Source organism: Streptococcus mitis (assembly GCF_047465045.1).
GTDB classification, from domain to species: domain Bacteria; phylum Bacillota; class Bacilli; order Lactobacillales; family Streptococcaceae; genus Streptococcus; species Streptococcus mitis_DT.
The window spans coordinates 85,494-106,474 of record NZ_JASHAR010000002.1 but is presented as its reverse complement, the minus strand read 5'-3'; the positions used below and the strand labels follow the sequence as shown (position 1 = coordinate 106,474).

The window sequence follows — 20,981 nt, the reverse complement described above, 5'->3', positions numbered from 1 at the left end:
GAGTCAAGAAAAAACGTGAAAATAGGCTTCATTCTTGAACTCTTCTATATTATGATCTATTGAAATTCTTTGACATCTCCATCATAAGTCGCCCAATCTTTGCTGAAAAAGCGCTCATTCAAGTGGTAAGTCGGTGCTGGTGTGGGATTGGATAGGAAAGGATCAACAGCCTTGTCAAAAGCCAACCAACCTAACCAACCAATATGAATTGTATCTTTTACAAAATAAGGTTCAGCCCCATTTTTTGAAAAATCTGCTATATTGGTAAAACCTTGACTTTCTAACTGATAACGAATCTTTTCAACTGCATGTTGATACATATCTTGATTTAACCCTGTATAATCTATCCATTTTTTATTAACAGGTTGAATCACAAACAATACATTTACTTTTGAATTCGCAAATTGATTTAAAACTAATTGCAAGTCATTATATTCAGATGATTTTAGAAAATTATAATTTTTCTGATAATCCTTCCACTTTTTTAAATCTTTCTTTACTTGCGTATCATAGAAATGATTTTCCATCCCCATATCATTATTCGTGGTATTTGCTTCAGCATCTTTTATAGCAATTTCTCTCAATTCATCGTAGGAAAATTTATCTGGTAAGTCTTTTAAATACTTCTCCACACGATCTCTATATTTTTCTCCATCATTCACTGACAATTGTCCAAATAGAAATGATTGTTTTTGGTTGAATCGTGCCAATGTATCTATGAGTGTCTTATCTATTTCTGAAAGTTGCTCACCCTCGGTTATTTTTTTGACTATATCTCCCAATACTACATTAGGATACTTTTTCATTAAACGCGTAGCGGCGTAACGACTTGACACATCTCCAGACTGATTTTCCAAAAAAGCACCCAATTGATCCGTGTTAAAATACCTACGAAAAACTGCAGGTTCATACTCCGTTTCTGTGAACCACTGAGGAGAAATAACAAAAACAGCTTGTTTATTTTCTAGCTCTGGCAAGATTTGCTGCATACCAAAGTACTGGTTCAAAGAAGCTGCTCCTGCTTGTCCTAAAAAATAGGGTCTATACGAACGATTGTACTTCTCCGCTAAAACAGCTGGATGCATACTATCAAATCGAATCCACTCACTAGAACCAAAAAAGGGAATGAATCGTAGACTTGGGTCCGAAAGAGCTCTCACTTTCTGAAATCTTTCTCTAAAACTTTGTGTACTAATCGCTGCTGCATATCGTTTTTCTTCTGATAAATTATAACTTTTACTAGTAGGGTAAAAGAAAATGAGCAAAAAAACCAACAAACTAGCTATCAAGACCGGTCCGAAGATCATCCATAAGCGTTTAAGCATTTTGTAACTCCACAATGCCAGCTATGATTTTATTAGCTGTATTCCAGTCGTCGCGACCAAACTCTGTTACAGGGACACGAATGTCAAAACGGTTTTCAATCTCCACAATCAACTCAACCGTTCCCATACTATCCAAGACACCTGCATCAAAAAGATCTTCATCCATCATGTCAGAAACATCTTCCATAAACAACTCATCAATAATTTCAATAACTTCTGATTTGATATCCATATTTTATTTCCTTTTATTTTTTAAACCATAAATCATTCAAAAATCCAGAAAAGATTAAGAATGACAGCATGACGACATGGAAGGTGATAACCATGCCAAGCAACTGAATCCAGCGATTCTCAGGTAGAGCAGCTTTCCCTGCTTTTTTCCGTTCCTTATTGAGCGTTTTTTTCTTACGAATCCAAGCATCATTAATAACCAAGCCTAATCCATGAAAGAGGCCATAGGCGATATAGTACCAGGTCACTCCATGCCAAAATCCCATAATCAGCATATTTACAATATAGGCCACACTTGAGGTTACATTGCGATTCTTAAAGACCTTCTTTCTGGTCAACACCATGACCATTCGCATAAAGACAAAGTCACGGAACCAGAAAGACAGACTCATGTGCCAGCGATTCCAAAACTCTTTTAAATCCCTAGATAAAAAAGGCTTGTTGAAGTTAATTGGACTATGAATCCCCATTAAGTTTGAGATTGCCAAGGCAAACATAGAGTAGCCTGCAAAGTCAAAGAAAAGTTCTAGACCAAAGGTATACATAACTGCCAAGGCATAGAGGTTAAAGAAGCCACCTGACTGCAGGGCTAGATTCTTCAGAGGAGGGAGTAAGGTCTCTCCTAAAACATGAGCTAGGATAAACTTGTACAAAAATCCCCACATGATATAGCGAACGGATTCTTCCAGCATATTCATCAACTCATCCCGCTCAGGAATGGTCTGATAATTTTCATTAAAACGCTTAAAGCGATCGATTGGACCACTTGAAAAAGTCGGCATAAAGAGAAGAAAACGGAGGAATTCCCAGAGGGTAAAATCCTTAATCACTCCATCTCTCAGCTCGATGATAATCCCAACCGAACGAAAGGTCAGGTAAGAAATTCCCAAAAATCCAAGCAAAGACTGCGTTCCATTGATAGCTGGCTGCACCTTGACAAAGATAATCGGAAGGAGGGACAGAAAACTAACTAGGTAGAATACCCACTTGCCATCCTTACTTTTTCGATAGTGCTTGTAGAAAAGCAAGAGCAATATTTCCCAGCAAAGGTAAATACCCAAGGCAGCTAGTTGATTGGTCTTTCCACCCACCAACATGGTGATGATAAAGAAGAGACTTACCAGCACTTCATACCAGGCAAAGCGTTTCTTGAAAAAGAGGCCAATAAAGATAGGTAAGGTTGCAGCAATCACATAGACAAAATACTGAGGATTGCCGTATGGCTCTAAATGAGGAAGCTGTTGAAAGAACTCCATCATCTCTTATTCACCTCGTTAATCAATCCTTTGATGTCAATTTTTCCATTTGGAGTCAGTGGTAAACTGTCTCGATAAAGGAATTTGGACGGCATCATATAAGACATCATAATATCTGTCAAATCTTCCTTGATAGCCTTGGTAATATCGATATCACGTTCAAACTGCTCACGGACACCATCTTTTAAGATGACATAGGCCAACAGATTTTGTACCTTGTGATCCTTATTATAGCGCGGTACTGCGACAGCAGACTCGATAAAGCAAGACTTGTTGAGGTTTTGAGAGACATCTTCTAACTCAATGCGGTAACCGTTGAACTTAATCTGGAAGTCCATACGTCCGCCGTAGAGAAGCAAGCCTTCATCTGTCATAGATCCCACATCGCCTGTGTGATAGGCTGGCAGTCCTTCAAATTCAAAGAAGGCTTCTGCTGTTTTTTCAGGATTGTTCATATAACCTTTTGAAACGGCTGGTCCAGAAACAATGATTTCTCCCTGTTCGCCATTTGGCAATTTATTGCCTTCCTCGTCAATGATAAAGGTTGGAGAATCAGCCTTGGTATAGCCGATTGGGAGGCGTTTGAGAGTCGCTAGCATCTCGTCTGTCACGGCAACTGCTGACAGGGCCACTGTCGCTTCTGTTGGGCCGTAGGCATTGATAATACGGGCATTTGGGAAACGCTCGCGTAGTTTTTGAGCTGTTTTAACCGTCAATTCTTCACCATCAAAGTAGAAATGCGTGATTCCAGGCATTTTCTCGCTATTAAAGTCTTCTGACAACATGGCCATATCCGCAAAAGAAGGGGTTGATGTCCAGATAGCGATTGGCAATGAAAAGATGGTCGCAAAGAGTTGCTTAAAGTCCTGAGTAATAGCTGAAGGAAGGGCGAAGAGCGTACCACCAAGTGCCAAGGTAGGCGCCCAGTACATGACAGACAGGTCAAAAGAATAAGGTGGCTGAGCCAGCATTTGCGGACGACTTGGCGTCGCAAATTCCTTGTCCGTAATCATCCAGTTGGTAAAGCTGAGGAGGTTATCATGGGAAATCTGTACTCCCTTAGGCTTACCAGTCGTACCAGACGTAAAGATAATGTAATAGTTATCATCACCCTTGACTGGATGCGTGATCTCATAGCTAGTCCCTTGAGCAAAGACATCTTGAACCTGAGCTAGAGTCATCATCGGTGTAGAAACCTGCTCCAATGGGAAGTCTGAGATAGCAATAATCAAGCTTGGCTCTGCTACTTCTAAAATAGCCGAAACTCGCTCCAAGGCTGAATGACTGTCAATGGGAATGTAGGCATGGCCTGACTTAGTCAGAGCAACAAAAGTTGCCAACATTTCATACTCTTGGCCTCCAAAAACAACCACAGGAGACTTCTCTGGTAAATCCAGTTGGTCAATAGTTGCAGCTAAACTATCCGAATCAGCCTTTAAATCTCCATAAGTGTGTTCCTGTCCCAAAACATTGTAAACAGGATAGCTAGGCTGGGTCTGAGCAAAATGCTCAATGGTTTCAATCATATCTACTATTGGTTTATTTGACATAATAAGGATTCTCCTTCAAGTTAAAATTCATTATAGATAAAGCTTCCTTGACCCTGACCAAGATAGCTAAAAAAGTAAAGTAGCCCTAGAAAGATAATAAAATACAAGGCTGTCCGACCCAAAAAGAGGTACAATTCTTTTCTCTGTTTCATCAAGAAAAACCATTCATTTCTGTAATTTTCGCTAAAATAAAATCAATTTCTTACTAATTTATTTTTCTGCTATTATACCACTTTATAGACTAGTTTTTCAATTGTTTACCCGTCTATTTTCACTACGTTTCAGTAACATTAATTTATTCCATATGATTCTTTCTAATGATAGCTTGAATGCTTTTCAGTATAATTTATATAGTGCTACAATAAAGTAGGCTCCATACTACCTATAGAGGATGTCTCCACTATAAATATTATAGAGCCTTATCTTATGTCTCACTTTATCGGTGCAGTTCCCTTTATCTAGAGTTTTTTATAGTATGTAATCCTAAAATTCACTATAGATAAATTCTTGAATGTTCGAAAAATCGGTCACAAAACAATAAATCACGATGCTTAAGATAACCGTATAGAAAAATAACGTCCACAAGATTAAACGGTGCGTGTTAGTTATCTTGGTTTGCAAATTTGTATAGTTCTTTTTCAACTTCCATCCATCCTTTCACTCCAACATGCATCACATCAAATAAAAAGTAATCATCATACTCTCTGTTTCCATAGTTTAATACCGTTGCACCATGGCTTTTTGCGACATCTTCTATTTTTTTATAAGTTTTCTCCCGCATCTCTCTTGAGACACCTGTGTAGTCATTCCATTTACCATTTACTGGGAAAATAATGACCTCAACTTCAATGCCCAATTCCTTGGCAACTGTCAAGAAGAGTTCCATATCTGAATACTCTGGTGACTCCAGATAACTCAAATCTTTATTAGAATCTTTCAGAGATACATAGCGATCTTTTAAATAGGTATTGTAGTAGTTATTATCAACAGCATAATCATTATTGTCTGTTTTCTTTTTGACCTCTTCTACAAACTGATTCGTCATTTTCTCCCAATCATAGTCTGGGGTTTTATCCCCTAGTGAAGGATAATCTGATTTGGCATGTTTTTGATAAAAAGTCTGTTTGAGTTTAAAGGAATAAATCGCGTTATCGAACTCTAATAGTTTTTTATCAACAATCGTTCCTTTCTCATCTATGAAATAACTTTTGTATTTTTTGTAGATGTCATTTTGTTGCTTGTTCCCCTTGGTAATCTCGATAATGCGATTGATTAGTTTTTCTTTCGTTTCCTTACTAATCTTATCATTATCTAGCATATGGAAAATATGTTCTTGAGAAGCCTTGTTCAAAAAGGCATCTTGATGAGTCCCATCTTTTTCAAACCACTGAACCGACTCTATTATAGCCACTTTTCGCTTAGTCATAGATCCTTCAATTGAGCCCAAGGTCGTAGCCTGAATGATGTTTTGTGAATAGCTGGTTCCAATCTGCATGATATTAAAATCGTTGTAGTTAAAAATTTTATTGGGATGGTAGTCTTCATTTATCGTCGCAACCAACTCTGATGAGCCCAATAAAACCAGTGTATTGGGAGTAATATTGCTTGTCAGAATATCTCTACTTTTATACTTTTCATACGAAGTGCTATAGCGAATACTGTTATCCTTAACTTTATAATAATCATCAATCTTCTTGACGTATGTCACATTTAAAAGCGCAAGCGTCGCAATTACGAGCACAAGCGATAGCAAAAATGCTTTTAGTTTAATCATCTAGTTTTATCCTATCCCTTCGATCCGTCCAATCTCTTTTCAAGTTCTTATCTCTTTAAAATCGTAAGTAAGATTTTATAGGGTTCACCTGAAAAGATAAAGAAACCAATCATAACCAAATTCATGGTCACAAACCAACTCAGTAGCTTATACCAATTTTTGTTTTTATTTTTCTTATAAAAAGTGCTTTTCTTTTGATACACTTCAAATCCAGCCATCAAGACACCGTGATAAAAACCATAAACAATGTAGCTAACACTAAGACCATGCCAAAAACCCATGACCAACATATTGACCATATAGGCGTAGGTTGCATTGTGTAGTCTATTTTTAAACCATTTTTTCCTGATAACCTGCATCAATACTCTTGAAAACACAAAATCTCTCAACCAAGTCGACAAGGTGATATGCCATCTGGTCCAAAAATCCTTAATATCGACACTCAAGAAAGGTTTGTTAAAGTTCATCGGTGTCTGAATACCTAGAATGTTACTACTTCCAACAGCCATTAGACTATAGCCTGCAAAGTCGAAAAAAAGATACAAGGTGTAAAGGTACATGTACTTGATTGAGTAGACGACTGTACCAGTATTATTTAGAGCGAGTAACATCTGGTACACATAGGTTGACAAAACAACCTTGTAGAGAAGGCCTAGAACGATACGATAAATACCGTCCCCAGCTAACTCTAGATACTCTTTCCGAGGCATGACCTCGTTTATCTCTTTTAAAAATCTCCTACTCCGATCAATCGGACCAGCACTAACTGTTGGGAAAAAGAGCAAAAACTGTAGATAATCTTTTACACTGATTTTTTCTTTGATCAAGCCATCCGATATTTCTAGCATGATCTGAATGGTCTTAAAGGACATGTAAGAAATTCCAATAAAGGCCAACAAATGCAGAGAAGTCAGGGCAAAGACTTTATTAATCACCAAAGGAAAAATAGAAAGGAAAACCAGAGGTTTCAGCCGCTTTGTTTCTATCCTCTGTGCTATGAAAACCAGAAAATATTGATAAATTACAAAGGAGATTAAATAGACAATCATTGCTCTACTCTTACCATAAATAGCTACTGCAAATAAGAGGGAGAGCGTCAAAATATAGTAGTCCTTACGTTTTTCAAAAAAGTTTACTACAAAACCAATCAATAAAACTACAAACAAAAGAAGGAAAAACTCATTCCCCTCGAAATAATTCATACCCGTCAAACTCCTTTTTTCTTTTTCTCATCTCATGATTTATCTTTTTAAGATTAGTTCCTATCATATTACCAAGGATAGTTAACTTTATTCATTATATCATAATTTAAAAACTATAAATACTTCTATTATCTAATTCCCTAAAATAAAAAATTCAACCGACTCTTAGTACTGAACCCCAATAATGAGACAAAATTATTCACACAATAAATAAAATTCAAGAACAAAAAATTGATGAAGGAACTGGTGAAGGATTCTGACTTTTTAGCTGAAATAGTAATCAACACCAGTATACAAACTTAAAAAAATCAAAATGACCAAAATGAAATGAGAAAGTACTCCTTTATTTTGGTCATTTTTTGTAAGTTGTGTTTATTGAGGTATGAATAATTGAGTTTTAATATCTTAGAAAAGTGAGAATACAAGCACGGCCAAGGCTGCACCGATAACAGGTCCCACAACAGGAATCCAGGCATAAGACCAGTCTCCGTCTCCCTTGTTTGAAATTGGAAGGATACTGTGCATGATACGAGGTCCAAGGTCACGTGCAGGGTTCAAGGCATAACCTGTTGTCCCACCTAGTGATAGACCGATACCGACAATCAAAGTTCCCACTGCAAAGGTTCCGATTCCTGCTTGAAGGTCATAAAGTCCCAAAGCAAAGATTGTCAATACCAATACAAAGGTGCCAAGGATTTCGCTAATCAAGTTTGATACAGTATCTTTTATAGCTGGGCCTGTGCTGAAAGTAGCCAAAATATTTCCTGCATTTTCTTCTGCCTCATAATGTGGCTTGAATTGCAACCAAACCAAAATCTGACCGAGCATAGCCCCTGCGAACTGGGCTAAGATATAAGGCAAAACGGAAGCCCAAGGTAAATCACCTTTTAAAGCCACACCAATTGTCACAGCTGGGTTTAAATGAGCTGGACTGAGCTTGCCAGATACAAATACTGCAACCGCAACTGCAATCCCCCAACCCATGGTAATCACAATCCAACCTGAGCTATTGCTCTTAGTTTTAGGAAGAACCACACCTGCAACAACACCATTTCCTAGAAGAATCAGGATTAAAGTTCCCAAAAATTCTCCAAATAATTCATTCATCATCTTTCTATCTCCATTAAAAAGAAGGGGCGGGCGACAAGGATTGTTGCCCGCCGCCTCTTTTATTTTTTCTTAATTTTTTAATTCTGCTAAATCGTTGTTAGCAAGAGCTGCTTCGACATCCGCACGGTAAGCGGCTTTTTCTTCTTCAGTCCAGTCATAGAATCGTCCCATTTCATCCAAAACTGGCTCAACGATGCTATCCAAACTATCACGCATAAAGAGCATGTGGTTGGTACGACGAAGGAGGAAGTCAACTGGGCTCAGAGCCAACTCATTGCGCATTGCATAGTGAAGGGACAAGGTATCTGCCAAGCTGAGTCCTGGTGCTTGTTCTAAACTATGAGCAAGAGCAAAGACTTTCGGTGCATTTGAACCATAAAGATTTGCTAGGTAATGAGCTTCCTTGCTATCCAAACCACGTGACACTCCAAGTTGCGCAAAGGCTTCGATTTCTGAGTCCACATTTGCTGGGTTCAATTCCCCACCTGAAACAGGGTAAGTCTTAGAATTGATGAGTTTAAAGCTACGGTCAAATTCTGCTTTGAGGATGTCAACCACGCGCTCCATAGCTCCTTCAGCCATCTTACGGTAGTCTGTGATTTTACCACCAGCAAGGGTCAAGAGACCATTATCATCTCGGTCCAAGCTAGAACCACGAGAAACTGCAGATGGGTCCAAATGTTTCTCAGAGGTACTGCTTTCAAGCTTGCTAACAGCAGCCTCTACATCTTCACGAGTTTTTTCTTTAGAGAGATAAGATTCAACAGTCGTAATCAAGTTGTTAAAGCTTTCATCACTGATGGTTCCGTTATTTCCTCCATTGTAGTCAGAAGCGCTATTGCCTGCGATCAATGGACGAAGACCTGCCCAGCTGCTTTCGATATCATCAATAGTAATGTTGGCTTCTGGGAAGCGGTTATTGACAATGCCAAGTAGGTAATCTACATCTTCCTGCGTCACTTTTGGATGTTCCAAATCACCTGTGTAGTCTGTATCCGTTGTACCGAAGTAAGTCTTGTTTTCACGTGGGAGAACAAAGACCATACGGCCATCACCCAAACCTGTATCAAAGTAAACTGGCTGTGAAACCTTGATCTTGCTTGAATCCACTACCAAGTGAACTCCCTTAGTTGGACGCATTTGTGAGAATTGTGTTCCCTTATTAGACAAATTGCGCACCTTGTCGCTCCAAGGACCTGTTGTGTTAATAACCAGACGGGCCTTGATTTCAAAGACTTGGTCTGTCAAGAGATCACGAGCTACAACACCTGTAATCTTGCCACTTTCGTCAAATAGGAAGCCTTCTGCCTTCACGTGGTTAGCAATGAGGGCACCGTCCTGGTTGGCACGTTTGATGTTTTCGATCACGAGACGAGCATCGTTGTTACGGAAGTCAAGGTAAACCCCACCTCCTACCAAACCTTCTTTCTTCAAGTTTGGCTGGCGTTCCAAGACTTCTTCCTTACTCAAAACCTTGTTAGCAGCTGGTGTGTTGTTGACACCTGCCAAGAGGTCGTAAAGATCCATAGCTACTTTAAGACGGAAGAGGCTAAAAGTAGCTCCATCTTCATCGTAAACTGGCAAGAGCATTGGGTCTGGTTTCGGAATGTGTGGAGCGATTTGTTGAACCACTGCACGTTCAGAAACTGTATCTGATACCACTTCTACATCAAATTGCTTAAGGTAACGTAGTCCTCCGTGAACCAGTTTTGTTGAACGGCTGGATGTTCCTTCTGCGAAGTCCTGCATTTCAATCAAACCAGTTTCAAGACCACTAGCTGCCGCCTGCAAGGCTACACCAGCCCCTGTGATTCCTCCACCGATAATCAAGAGATCCAGAGTACGTTCCTGCATTTTTTTAATTGATAATTCACGTGTTTTCTTTGAAAATTCCATATTTACACACTTTCTAACTAAGTCGCTTTATTCTTCCAGTATTATACTCTTCGAAAATCTCTTCAAACCACGTCAGCGTCGCCTTACCGTATGTATGGTTACTGACTTCGTTCAGTTCTATCCACAACCTCAAAGCAGTGCTTTGAGCAACCTGCGGCTAGCTTCCTAGTTTGCTCTTTGATTTTCATTGAGTATTAGTCATCGATTTCCGCAAAGACTTGCGTTGCTTTCACAGCCTTCTTCCAGCCCTTGTAGAGTTGTTCCTTGCGCGATTCGTTCATAGATGGCTCAAAGAGTTCCCCTGTCTCGTTCAAGAGTTTCAACTCATCCAAGTCTTTCCAGTAACCTACTGACAAACCTGCTAAGAAGGCTGCCCCCAAAGCTGTTGTTTCCAAGTTTTTGGCGCGTGCGATATCGATTCCCAAAATGTCAGCTTGGAACTGCATGAGGAAGTTGTTCATAGCTGCACCACCATCTACTTTCAAGACTTGGATAGCTGTCTGCGCATCCACTTGCATGGTGTCGATGATATCACGCACCTGATAAGCGATAGATTGCAAAGTCGCCTTGATAAAGTCTTCTTTAGTTGTTCCACGAGTTAAGCCAAAGACAGAACCGCGAGCGTTTTGGTTCCAGTATGGAGCACCTAGACCCGTAAAGGCTGGAACGACATAAACTTCATCATTGTTGTGAGAATCACGAGCGTATTTTTCAGATTCTGGTGAATTTTCAACCATGCGAAGACCGTCACGAAGCCACTGAATAGCACTTCCTGCGATGAAGATTGAACCTTCCAAGGCATAGTAAACCTTGCCGTTGATTCCGTAACCAATCGTTGTCAAGAGGTTATTTTCAGACAACTGCATCTCTTCCCCAGTATTCATGATGATGAAAGAACCTGTTCCATAAGTATTTTTAACCATACCAGGTTCAAAGGCCAACTGCCCAAAGAGGGCTGCCTGTTGGTCCCCAGCCATACCTGAGATTGGCACTTCTCCACCGTAGAAATGGAATGGAGCTGTCTTACCGTAGATTTCAGAGTTAGAACGAACTTCTGGCAGCATAGCCTTAGGAATGTTGAGGATTTCCAAAATCTCATCATCCCATTTGAGTTCTTTAATGTTATAAAGCATGGTACGAGCTGCATTTGAGTAGTCAGTCACGTGAGCCGCACCGTCAGTCAATTTCCAAACCAACCAAGTATCGATGGTACCAAAGAGCAATTCCCCTTTTTCTGCTCGCTCTTGAGCGCCTTCTACATGATCCAAAATCCAACGAACCTTAGTCGCTGAGAAGTAAGCATCGATGATCAAACCAGTCTTTTCATGGAATTTTTCCACATAACCTTGGTTTTTTAGTTGCTCAGCCAAAGGGGCTGTTTGGCGAGACTGCCAAACGATAGCGTTGTAGATAGGGAGCCCTGTTTTCTTATCCCAGACAACAGTTGTTTCACGTTGGTTGGTAATTCCGATTGCTTCGATTTGACTTGGCTTGACACCACTTTCGATGAAAGCACCCGCAATAACTGACTGGACTGAGTTCCAAATTTCATTGGCATTGTGCTCTACCCAACCTGCCTGAGGGAAAATCTGGGTAAACTCTTTTTGACTCGAGCTGACCTTTTCTCCTTTTTTGTTGAAAATAATGGCACGAGAGCTTGTAGTTCCCTGGTCAATGGCCATGATGTATTTTTCTTGTGACATGTGCTGTCCTCCTGAGAATGATCTTGAGGATGTTTCCTCTTTACACTAACTAGTATACAAAATAAAGCGCTTTCTTGTTCATCAACTTTTTTTAATTTTTAAAAAAATGTGAGGAGATTGTGTGAATTTCACAAAAAAGACCTGGAACGACCAAGCCTTTTAAGTGAATAATAACTGACGAATCGCTGCCAAATCTTCCATATCCAAGTCATTTTTTAAATAATAGACTGGTGTCTGTTCCTTCTTATGAATCGGGTTATTGGTAACCAGCAAATCATAATGCCGAGTTCGGTCATAGGCTTCAATGGTAATAAAACGGTTGTATTCCAAATACCGTTTCAAAATGGCTGCCATCCTTGAAAAAACAAGAAAACCAGATGTCAAATCCAGACCAATTCGCATATGCTGACTACCATTTTCAGCCATATACTCCATCAACTGGAGCCATTCCCAGAGAATCTTCTTATCCAAATCCGTCCCCTGTTGAAAGGTAGGCAAGGCATGAAAAATCTCTTCTGCTGTCTCTTTAAAATCATGTTCCATCAGCAAATAAGGATGACGATTCTCTAACTGGTACTTGTAGCGGTCCTGTAAGATATAACCCTTATAGAGATAAACTTGACCACAAAGCTGACTAAGTTCATAGGTGACATGGTCCTCTGTATAACCGCCTAGCAACTCCTCCTTCTTCATTTCTTGAATCAATTGCGTCAGCAAATCTGCCAACTGCCCTCCAAAACCAAGGATATATTCCATAGTATGAAGAGGAAGAATGCGATGAGATAGGAGGAAAGAGAAGAATATCATCATCTCCCCATCCTCAGTTCCTAAAGGAAGGTGTTGTCCAGCAAAAAAGAACGGAGCCTTTCGATGCAAACGAAGGTAGAAAATATTGTCAAAATACCCTCGCATTTTTTCTTCTATGACTTGAAACTGACAGGCATTGACCCGGAGACGTTGTTGACTGATGTGAGCCCAGAGAACCAGGTCCAATTTCTGCCCCGAAGACAAACTTGCACCGCAGATTTCTTCTAGTGTAGCAATCTCCTGTTTTCTCTCTGGTTTCTGCATATGGCCTTCCCATTCCTGACTGGACCAGACCTTGCGGAAAAGACAGAAATAGAAATAGCGAATCTGATGCTCTGGACCTCGCCAACGTCCATTTTGAATAGATAAATCAAATTCTGACAAAATCTGATTTAAGCTAGCCAAGTGACGGCCAAGCGTTGCCTCACTAATCATCAATTCTTGAGCCAGCTGATGGGCTAAAAACTGTTGGTGGTAGAGAAGATAAATTAAAATCTGGTATTTAACCGCATTCTCCAAAAACAAACTCCGAATATCTCTCCCCTTTGTAGCTGCACCGATCGACAGACGCAAATTTTCATCTTCTAAGGAGATGTTCAGCTCTAAACCACTGTCCAAAGCCTTATCATTGAGCAGGGTGACATATTTAGTTAGGGTTGCTTTTGAAAATCCTGTTTCCTCCATTACAGCCTTAACAGTCGTCTGAGACTCTTGCAATAGAAAGGAAAGGATTGAAAATTGGCCAGATTCAGCCTTTTCCATCAAGTCTCCTAAATACATTTGTTACCCCTTTCATGTTCTACCTTAAGCATAGCATAAATCTTACAAATGCTGAAATAATCTGTTTCTCTTTTTATTTCCCTGCTGATTTCCTGGTTCATTATCCTAAAAATCAGCAAACACACGGCTCCCCCTTTGGGCATTTTTATGCTAAAATAGTAGCTATGGATAAAATTATTAAAACTATATCAGAAAGCGGAGCCTTTCGTGCTTTTGTCCTTGACAGCACAGAAACCGTCCGCACTGCTCAAGAAAAACACCAAACCCAAGCTAGCTCAACTGTAGCGCTTGGTCGAACTCTTATCGCTAGCCAGATTCTCGTAGCCAATGAAAAAGGAAATACCAAACTAACAGTTAAGGTGTTGGGATCTAGCTCTCTAGGCGCTATCATCACCGTCGCTGATACCAAGGGAAATGTCAAAGGTTACGTTCAAAATCCCGGTGTAGACATCAAAAAGACTGCAACTGGTGAAGTCCTAGTCGGACCTTTTGTTGGAAACGGACAATTCCTCGTTATCACAGACTATGGTACTGGAAATCCTTACAACTCTATGACTCCCCTCATCTCTGGGGAAATCGGTGAAGACCTTGCCTTTTACCTGACTGAAAGCCAACAGACCCCTTCTGCAGTCGGCCTCAATGTCCTTTTGGACGATGAAGACAAGGTCAAGGTTGCAGGTGGTTTCCTAGTCCAAGTCTTGCCAGGAGCCAAGGAAGAAGAGATTGCTCGCTTTGAAAAACGCATCCAAGAAATGCCAGCTATCTCAACCCTTCTCGAAAGCGAAGACCATATCGAAGCCCTCCTCAAGGCAATCTACGGTGACGAGGCCTACAAGCGTCTTTCTGAAGAAGAAATCCGTTTCCAATGTGACTGTAGCCATGAACGCTTTATGAACGCTCTTGCTAGCCTTCCAAGCTCAGACTTACAGGAAATGAAAGAGGAAGACCACGGAGCAGAAATCACTTGTCAATTCTGCCAAACTACCTATAACTTTGATGAAAACGACCTGGAGGAACTCATTCGTGACAAATCTTAATACACCTTTTATGATTGGCAATGTTGAGATTCCCAATCGTACCGTTTTAGCACCCATGGCTGGCGTGACCAACTCAGCCTTTCGTACTATTGCAAAAGAGCTCGGAGCTGGACTCGTTGTAATGGAAATGGTCTCTGACAAGGGAATCCAATACAACAACGAAAAAACCCTGCACATGCTTCATATTGACGAAGGCGAAAACCCTGTCTCTATCCAACTCTTTGGTAGTGATGAAGACAGCCTGGCACGCGCAGCAGAATTCATCCAAGAAAACACCAAAACCGATATCGTGGATATCAACATGGGCTGCCCAGTTAATAAAATCGTGAAGAACGAAGCTGGCGCTATGTGGCTCAAGGATCCAGACAAGATTTACTCTATCATCAACAAGGTCCAGTCTGTCCTTGATATCCCCCTTACTGTCAAAATGCGTACCGGCTGGGCCGATCCGTCTCTTGCAGTAGAAAATGCCCTCGCTGCTGAAGCTGCAGGTGTTTCTGCTCTTGCTATGCATGGCCGTACCCGCGAACAAATGTATACAGGTCATGCAGACCTTGAGACCCTTCACAAGGTCGCTCAAGCTTTGACCAAGATTCCATTTATCGCCAACGGTGACATCCGTACAGTTCAAGAAGCCAAGCAACGCATCGAAGAAGTCGGTGCTGACGCAGTCATGATTGGCCGTGCTGCCATGGGAAATCCTTACCTCTTCAACCAAATCAACCATTACTTTGAAACAGGAGAAATTCTCCCTGATTTGACCTTTGAAGACAAGATGAAAATCGCTTACGAACACTTGAAACGCTTGATTAACCTCAAAGGAGAAAACGTAGCAGTTCGTGAATTCCGCGGACTCGCTCCTCACTACCTCCGTGGAACATCTGGTGCAGCTAAACTCCGTGGAGCCATTTCACAAGCTAGCACCCTAGCAGAGATTGAGGCACTCTTGCAGTTGGATAAGGCTTAAAATGGTTCATACTGCTCTACTGATTATCGATATGCAAAAAGCATTTGATAACCCTATCTGGGGAGAACGAAACAACCCTCAAGCTGAACAACAAGCATTGAGGGTACTGGCATACTTTCGTAAACACGCTCTTCCAGTCTTACATGTTCAACACATATCTGACAATCCTCAGTCGCAATTTCATAACAAACAAAATCAGGTGTTTAAAAGTGGATTTGAGCCAGTTACTGCAGAACCTGTCTTTCAAAAAACGGTTAATAGCGCCTTTATTGGGACAAATCTTGAAACCTATTTACGAACAAATCAGATCGGTCATTTAGTCCTTGTTGGTTTGACCCTGCCTCATTGTGTATCCACTACGACACGAATGGCAGCAAATCTTGGTTTTGAAGTCACTTTACTAGCAGATGCCACTGCCAGTTTTACCCTATCTAACAAAAACGGTCAGACCATCCCTCCTGAGACTATCCATGAGATTAATCTCCTTTCTCTACAAGATGAGTTTGCTCAAATTCTTACTACAGAAGAATTTTTAACCCAAGTACAAGTATAAAATAATCCGTCAACTCTTATTGAGCTGACGGATTTTCTTTGAGTATTAGAATTGATGATTAGCAATTATTCATAAATGTCTATAGATTCACTCAGAACTGACCATACTAGTCTACCCCCTTTAGAGCACTAATCATGTCAATCTTTCTCATACGAAGACTAATAAAATAAGCAGTCCCTAAAGATGTAAACCAAACCAATAACGTAGCAGAAGCAAGGACATACATACTGACATAAGCGGTATACTCAATTCGAATCGTCGAAAATGTTGCTACATACTCTTTCAAAAACCATATTCCTAAAGGAATTCCTACTAGCCAACCAATAAAGGTAGTTAGTATAGTTTCAAAAAGAGTTACCATCTGTAGATATTGATTAGAAAATCCTAATACTTGTAATGTAGCATAGTCTCTCATTCTCTCTACAAAGTTTAAAGAGCCCAGATTATAGAGAACAATAATAACAAGTAATAAGGCAAAGCCAATAATCATTAGAAATACACTCATCAAACTAGATACAAAATCATAGGCATTTTTTTCTTGGCTCCCTTTTTCAATGACAGATAGAACACCTTTGTCTTGCTTAATAGTATCTTCGTCCACCTCCGGCCCAACTAATAAAGTATGTGGAGTAAAATCTCCCCCTGCTTTTTCAAAGACTCTAGCATGAAGATAGGCCCCTTGATTGGTTTCACTTGTGACAATCCCTTTTACTTCAAACTTGTAAGTATGACCATCTTGATAGGGAGTCACATTTAAAAAATCTCCGACTTTAATACCTGCTAAACGGGCAAATGATCTAGTTACATACAAACCATCATCTTTCAAAGAATCAGCACTCTCTGTTTTTGCTTGGATCATATCTCCATCATCAAATATAATCAATAAACGGTTGTAGCCATCATCTGGATTAAAATGTGCCTGTGAAATTTGTACACCTTGCCCACCATATCTAGACTTAGAAGATGTATAATCAGCTACGGTCAGTCGTTTTGAATAAGAAAAATCTTCATTGTATGCCTTATCAACAAGATGATTCATGGACACAGGCATACCAATTCCAGCAATCAGTAACATCATACTTCCTGCAACTCCCACGATTCCCATCAAAACTCGAATACGATTAAACGAGGCATCACGAATTGCCCATCTAGAAGGATAAGAAATTCGTTGCCAGATAGAGGAAAATCTTTCCACAAAAACAGATTTAGCAACTTTTTCTTTACCTCTTAAAAATATTGCTGGTAAGCCTCTAGCTGACTCTCTAGAAGCTAAATAGGCAGCTAAAACACAAATAATAATGACTACAATACCGACAACCATTGATGAAGACGAATAAGATATTTGCCAATTTGGAAGTGTAAACATTGACTTTTGAGTTTCTAGTACAAACCATGACATCAAGGGAGAAATAGCAAAGCCTGCGAAACTTCCTAATAAACTTACTACTAAGCCAAATAAAATATAATGTAAACTGATAGCCTGATTTGAAAAGCCTAGAGCCTTTAATACAGCAATCTCTTTTGTTTGGCCATCAATCAAACGCTGAATGGTTGTAAACATAGCCAAAATAGCTAACAAAATAAAGATAAAAGAAAATAAGTAAGATAAGTTTCTAATTTGCCCAACTCGATCGGTAGCTTCTGATATTTCAGTTAAACTTTTTTGATCTTGATAAGAAACTAAATCGCCCCCAAAAATAGACTCTAAATCTCCTCGCAAATCTACCTTAGAACCATAAATTTCTAAGGCATTATCTGACGATAAACCCAGAATTCCTTTTGCAATTTCATTATCTGCAATATAACCATAGGCATCATTGTCAGGATTTGGAGCGATATATTCCATGCTACCTGTGAAATAAATCTTATCTGTGGCCTGAACAAATCCTACAATTTCTAAATCTATCTGTTTCCCCCTTGATGAAATAGAAATTGAATCTCCAATCTGTAAATGATTCTTCTTCGCATAATTCCCATCAATCCAAATCGAATCTTGTTTTCCTTCAGAAAAAGAACTTCCTTCTGTTACTGTAACCAGTTGATTATCTGTAATCGTTTCAAGATTGATTCGTCCGTCAGTCTTGTCTAAACGAACAATATTAGCAAATCCTTTCTTTTTACTGATAACTTTTTCAACAGAAGATAATAGTTCAACCTGCTTAATTTTTGATTCATCAATTTGTCTCGCTTGAACCCAAACAACAGGAAGTTCAGATTGTTTCAAATAACTCTCTAGACTCTTTTCAAGTCCATGCCAAGCTCCTTGTAGCCCTACAAAGATTAATACACTTAATAGAGACATCAGAAAAACAGAGAAAAATTGTTGCCAATTTTGCCGAAGATCTCTTAATAATTTTATATGAAGATACCTCATCCCAGCACCTCTTCATTATTCTCTATTTTTTCAATACTTCCATCTTTCAAATATATAACTCGATCTGCAAATTTAGCAAACTCTCTATTATGTGTAACCATTACAACTGCAGCATTCCCATTTCTAGAAACTTCCTTCAATAAAGTTAAAATACTATCACCTGTCTTTGAATCTAACGCTCCTGTAGGTTCATCACACAATAATAGACTAGGTTCTTTAGCCAATGCCCTTGCAATTGATACACGTTGCATTTCACCTCCAGAAAGTTGATTAGGAAAATTATTTTTTCTATGAAGTAAACCAACTTGATCTAAATACATATCAATTTCTTTATTGTTTTTCACTAAATTTGCTGCAATACCTATATTCTCCTTGGCTGTTAAACTTGGAACTAAGTTATAAAATTGAAAAACAAAACCAATTTTATCTTTTCGATAAGCAGATAATTCCTTGTCCGTAAACTTTGTTACTAGTTCCTCATCAAATATAAAGGTTCCTGATGTCGCACGATCCATCCCACCAAGTAAATTTAGTAACGTACTTTTCCCTGAACCTGATGGACCTAAAATAACTGTAAATTTCCCTTTCTCAATAGAAAAACTAACTTGATCTAAAGCACGAACTTCTTGCTCTCCTACCTTATAAATCTTACTAATATTTTGAAACTGAATCATACATACTCCTAATATCTTGTCATAAATTTTATTTTTTCCTTTAATGTAGGCTCTTCATACTGTTCTATGATACGTTTAGATACTGCTTCCCTGTTTTCTCGTATAACCTTTTCAGCTAAGGAAATAGCCTCATCTACTGAAACAACTATTGGCAACTCATAATGTTGAATGATCTGATTTAACCGTTCTTTCTGACTACCTTTGACACAATAAGGTGTCAGACCCAAATTCCTATAAGCTTCATATAATTCCTCATCTGATAAATTTCGATACTCTTCAGATACTGGTCTATGCCCATCTGGATCCATTGCAAACTCTACTGGTAAATGAACAACATCTGTATACCACAGTTTCGCATGATTCTTAGAGACAACCCCATAAGCAGTCAAATATTTTTTGAAAAATCGTCGACCCGGAATACCTAAAATAGATTTCATCAATCGATGAATGAATGCTGATCCTGGATTAATTCCTACCCTCATTCGAACAGTACCGTAAATCCATTCATTCAATACTGAACCATCTGATAGAAAACTTCCATGTTCCTTGTATAAAATTCCTTCTGTACGAATTCTCTCCTCAAAACGCTTTAGCCCTAGTGCCATTAATTCAGTTGATGACATATCCTGAAATCTTCTGCCAGGATATAAATCTGTCAAAATTTCCCTCGCAGACAAAGCGTCGATTAAGGGAAGTCCCGTTGCAATCGAAAGAGCTGTAGCAGTTGTTGTCTTACCTGTAGAATAAGTTCCCGATATGACTAACCTTAATTCTCTATTTCCCATCACTGTCCCCCTCCATCAGGTAATTTTTGAGCTATTTTACTTTTAAAGACTACCTTATGATCTATATCATATCCTGACATTTCGTAGACTTTCCAATGTTCTTCTCTAATTTTTAACAATCTATTTTTTGAAACACTACCACTAAGCTCTACTACTCCGTTCAAAATTGGTGAATTCAAGTCTGCACTCACTTGCTTCATCCACATGGTATTGCTCTCTTCTCGAGATATCTCTTCTATATGGTAGGCTAACATCTCTGCCATTTGAGAAAAAATAATCAGAAGCTCTAACAAACTATAATAATTCTTTTCTAGACTACCTACACCACTATATTCAATATCTTTGATTAATACTTGCTCTGCTTTACAAGATATACTACTATCTGAAAACTCAACATCGTATATATCATGTTGTCTATCTCTTAAATGCGTTGATAAAAAATCTCTACCTTGTTCTCCTATAGCAGCTACATTTTCCATACATTCTAATAATTGATATCCTAAACAAACTTTCATATCCATTACCAAGCAATCAAATTCAATCACTTGGTTCGTCATTTTGAAATTTTGTAATTCTAATTTTAAATTTACCAATTCTTCTATAGCTTTTATCCCTGACTTTATCTCAAAATGGCTTAACCTATACTGATTTAATCTCACTCCCATTCTTTTCAGTATTTCACTTCCAAATAAATGAGCTAATACTATTCCATCTAATGTACTCAGGTGTTGCTGTATGATTTCAGATTGTTTACTAGACCACAAACCTTCTTGATGAAGAGACCCAACTCCTTCTAAAATATTTTTCAACTTAACTTCATAAGTCGTCTTCTTATGCCCTCTGCCAAAATAACGATTTTTATTGTCTCCAAGTAAATAATCTGCTGTTAGCATATACTTCTCCAATCTTTTAAACTGACTCTATCTTAAACAAAAAAAGACAAGAAAGAATCCGTAA

The 20,981-nt window shown here is 39.0% G+C and carries 18 protein-coding genes; 3 read left to right on the top strand and 15 right to left on the bottom strand.

The genetic code is table 11. The annotated features are described in order from the left end of the window. Nucleotides 1-56 precede the first annotated feature (56 nt). The 11 genes from dltD (QM409_RS02105) to QM409_RS02055 all read right to left on the bottom strand — a co-directional run bounded on the left by dltD (QM409_RS02105) (nucleotide 57) and on the right by QM409_RS02055 (nucleotide 13,634). Nucleotides 57-1,325, bottom strand: a complete 1,269-nt coding sequence (dltD, locus tag QM409_RS02105) for a D-alanyl-lipoteichoic acid biosynthesis protein DltD (RefSeq protein WP_414305066.1) — start codon at nucleotides 1,323-1,325, stop codon at nucleotides 57-59. Next, entirely contained in the window at nucleotides 1,318-1,557 is a 240-nt protein-coding gene (gene dltC / locus QM409_RS02100) for a D-alanine--poly(phosphoribitol) ligase subunit DltC (protein WP_000351967.1), read from the bottom strand. Before dltC ends, dltD (QM409_RS02105) begins: the two co-directional genes overlap by 8 nt. Nucleotides 1,558-1,570: 13 nt before the next feature. Next, nucleotides 1,571-2,815 carry a D-alanyl-lipoteichoic acid biosynthesis protein DltB gene (gene dltB, locus QM409_RS02095; RefSeq protein WP_414305065.1) on the bottom strand — a complete coding sequence of 415 codons (1,245 nt, stop codon included), beginning with the start codon at nucleotides 2,813-2,815 and terminating at the stop codon, nucleotides 1,571-1,573. Then, nucleotides 2,812-4,362, bottom strand: coding sequence for a D-alanine--poly(phosphoribitol) ligase subunit DltA (dltA, locus tag QM409_RS02090; protein WP_414305064.1), 1,551 nt, complete (start codon nucleotides 4,360-4,362; stop codon nucleotides 2,812-2,814). The genes dltB (QM409_RS02095) and dltA overlap by 4 nt, the downstream gene beginning before the upstream one ends. A 20-nt stretch (nucleotides 4,363-4,382) precedes the next feature. Beyond that, a complete protein-coding gene (locus tag QM409_RS02085; protein WP_000813664.1) occupies nucleotides 4,383-4,514 on the bottom strand; it encodes a teichoic acid D-Ala incorporation-associated protein DltX in 132 nt (43 codons plus the stop codon). A 449-nt stretch (nucleotides 4,515-4,963) separates the two neighbouring features. Further along, nucleotides 4,964-6,136, bottom strand: a complete 1,173-nt coding sequence (gene dltD, locus QM409_RS02080; RefSeq protein ID WP_414305063.1) for a D-alanyl-lipoteichoic acid biosynthesis protein DltD — start codon at nucleotides 6,134-6,136, stop codon at nucleotides 4,964-4,966. Between the two features lie 47 nt (nucleotides 6,137-6,183). Continuing rightward, nucleotides 6,184-7,338 (bottom strand): D-alanyl-lipoteichoic acid biosynthesis protein DltB, encoded by a 1,155-nt coding sequence (gene dltB / locus QM409_RS02075; protein WP_414305062.1) that lies wholly within the window; start codon nucleotides 7,336-7,338, stop codon nucleotides 6,184-6,186. 405 nt (nucleotides 7,339-7,743) lie between these two features. Next, nucleotides 7,744-8,448, bottom strand: coding sequence for an MIP/aquaporin family protein (locus tag QM409_RS02070; protein ID WP_004255366.1), 705 nt, complete (start codon nucleotides 8,446-8,448; stop codon nucleotides 7,744-7,746). Between the two features lie 69 nt (nucleotides 8,449-8,517). After that, nucleotides 8,518-10,344: a type 1 glycerol-3-phosphate oxidase gene (gene glpO, locus QM409_RS02065; protein WP_261098057.1), complete on the bottom strand. Its 1,827-nt coding sequence runs from the start codon at nucleotides 10,342-10,344 to the stop codon at nucleotides 8,518-8,520. Nucleotides 10,345-10,538: 194 nt separating this feature from the next. Beyond that, nucleotides 10,539-12,047 (bottom strand): glycerol kinase GlpK, encoded by a 1,509-nt coding sequence (glpK, locus tag QM409_RS02060; protein ID WP_084953116.1) that lies wholly within the window; start codon nucleotides 12,045-12,047, stop codon nucleotides 10,539-10,541. A gap of 159 nt (nucleotides 12,048-12,206) precedes the next feature. Continuing rightward, nucleotides 12,207-13,634 (bottom strand): helix-turn-helix domain-containing protein, encoded by a 1,428-nt coding sequence (locus QM409_RS02055; protein ID WP_414305061.1) that lies wholly within the window; start codon nucleotides 13,632-13,634, stop codon nucleotides 12,207-12,209. 164 nt (nucleotides 13,635-13,798) lie between these two features. Between QM409_RS02055 and hslO the strand changes: the two genes are divergently transcribed. Genes hslO through QM409_RS02040 form a run of 3 tightly spaced genes read left to right on the top strand, consistent with a single transcriptional unit; the run spans nucleotide 13,799 to nucleotide 16,191 of the window. Further along, nucleotides 13,799-14,671 carry an Hsp33 family molecular chaperone HslO gene (hslO, locus tag QM409_RS02050; protein WP_414305060.1) on the top strand — a complete coding sequence of 291 codons (873 nt, stop codon included), beginning with the start codon at nucleotides 13,799-13,801 and terminating at the stop codon, nucleotides 14,669-14,671. Beyond that, nucleotides 14,658-15,638, top strand: coding sequence for a tRNA dihydrouridine synthase DusB (dusB, locus tag QM409_RS02045; protein WP_000183308.1), 981 nt, complete (start codon nucleotides 14,658-14,660; stop codon nucleotides 15,636-15,638). Before hslO ends, dusB begins: the two co-directional genes overlap by 14 nt. Before the next feature lies 1 nt (nucleotide 15,639). Next, nucleotides 15,640-16,191, top strand: coding sequence for a cysteine hydrolase family protein (locus QM409_RS02040; protein WP_414305059.1), 552 nt, complete (start codon nucleotides 15,640-15,642; stop codon nucleotides 16,189-16,191). A 106-nt stretch (nucleotides 16,192-16,297) separates the two neighbouring features. Here QM409_RS02040 and QM409_RS02035 read toward each other — a convergent pair whose 3' ends face one another. Genes QM409_RS02035 through QM409_RS02020 form a run of 4 tightly spaced genes read right to left on the bottom strand, consistent with a single transcriptional unit; the run spans nucleotide 16,298 to nucleotide 20,917 of the window. Continuing rightward, entirely contained in the window at nucleotides 16,298-18,565 is a 2,268-nt protein-coding gene (locus tag QM409_RS02035) for an ABC transporter permease (protein ID WP_049546893.1), read from the bottom strand. Then, nucleotides 18,562-19,239 carry an ABC transporter ATP-binding protein gene (locus QM409_RS02030; RefSeq protein ID WP_000614114.1) on the bottom strand — a complete coding sequence of 226 codons (678 nt, stop codon included), beginning with the start codon at nucleotides 19,237-19,239 and terminating at the stop codon, nucleotides 18,562-18,564. Before QM409_RS02030 ends, QM409_RS02035 begins: the two co-directional genes overlap by 4 nt. 8 nt (nucleotides 19,240-19,247) lie before the next feature. Further along, entirely contained in the window at nucleotides 19,248-20,024 is a 777-nt protein-coding gene (locus QM409_RS02025) for an AAA family ATPase (RefSeq protein ID WP_049501960.1), read from the bottom strand. Continuing rightward, on the bottom strand, nucleotides 20,024-20,917 hold the full coding sequence (locus QM409_RS02020; protein WP_414305058.1) for an AvrD family protein: 894 nt from the start codon (nucleotides 20,915-20,917) through the stop codon (nucleotides 20,024-20,026). The genes QM409_RS02025 and QM409_RS02020 overlap by 1 nt, the downstream gene beginning before the upstream one ends. Nucleotides 20,918-20,981 lie beyond the last annotated feature (64 nt).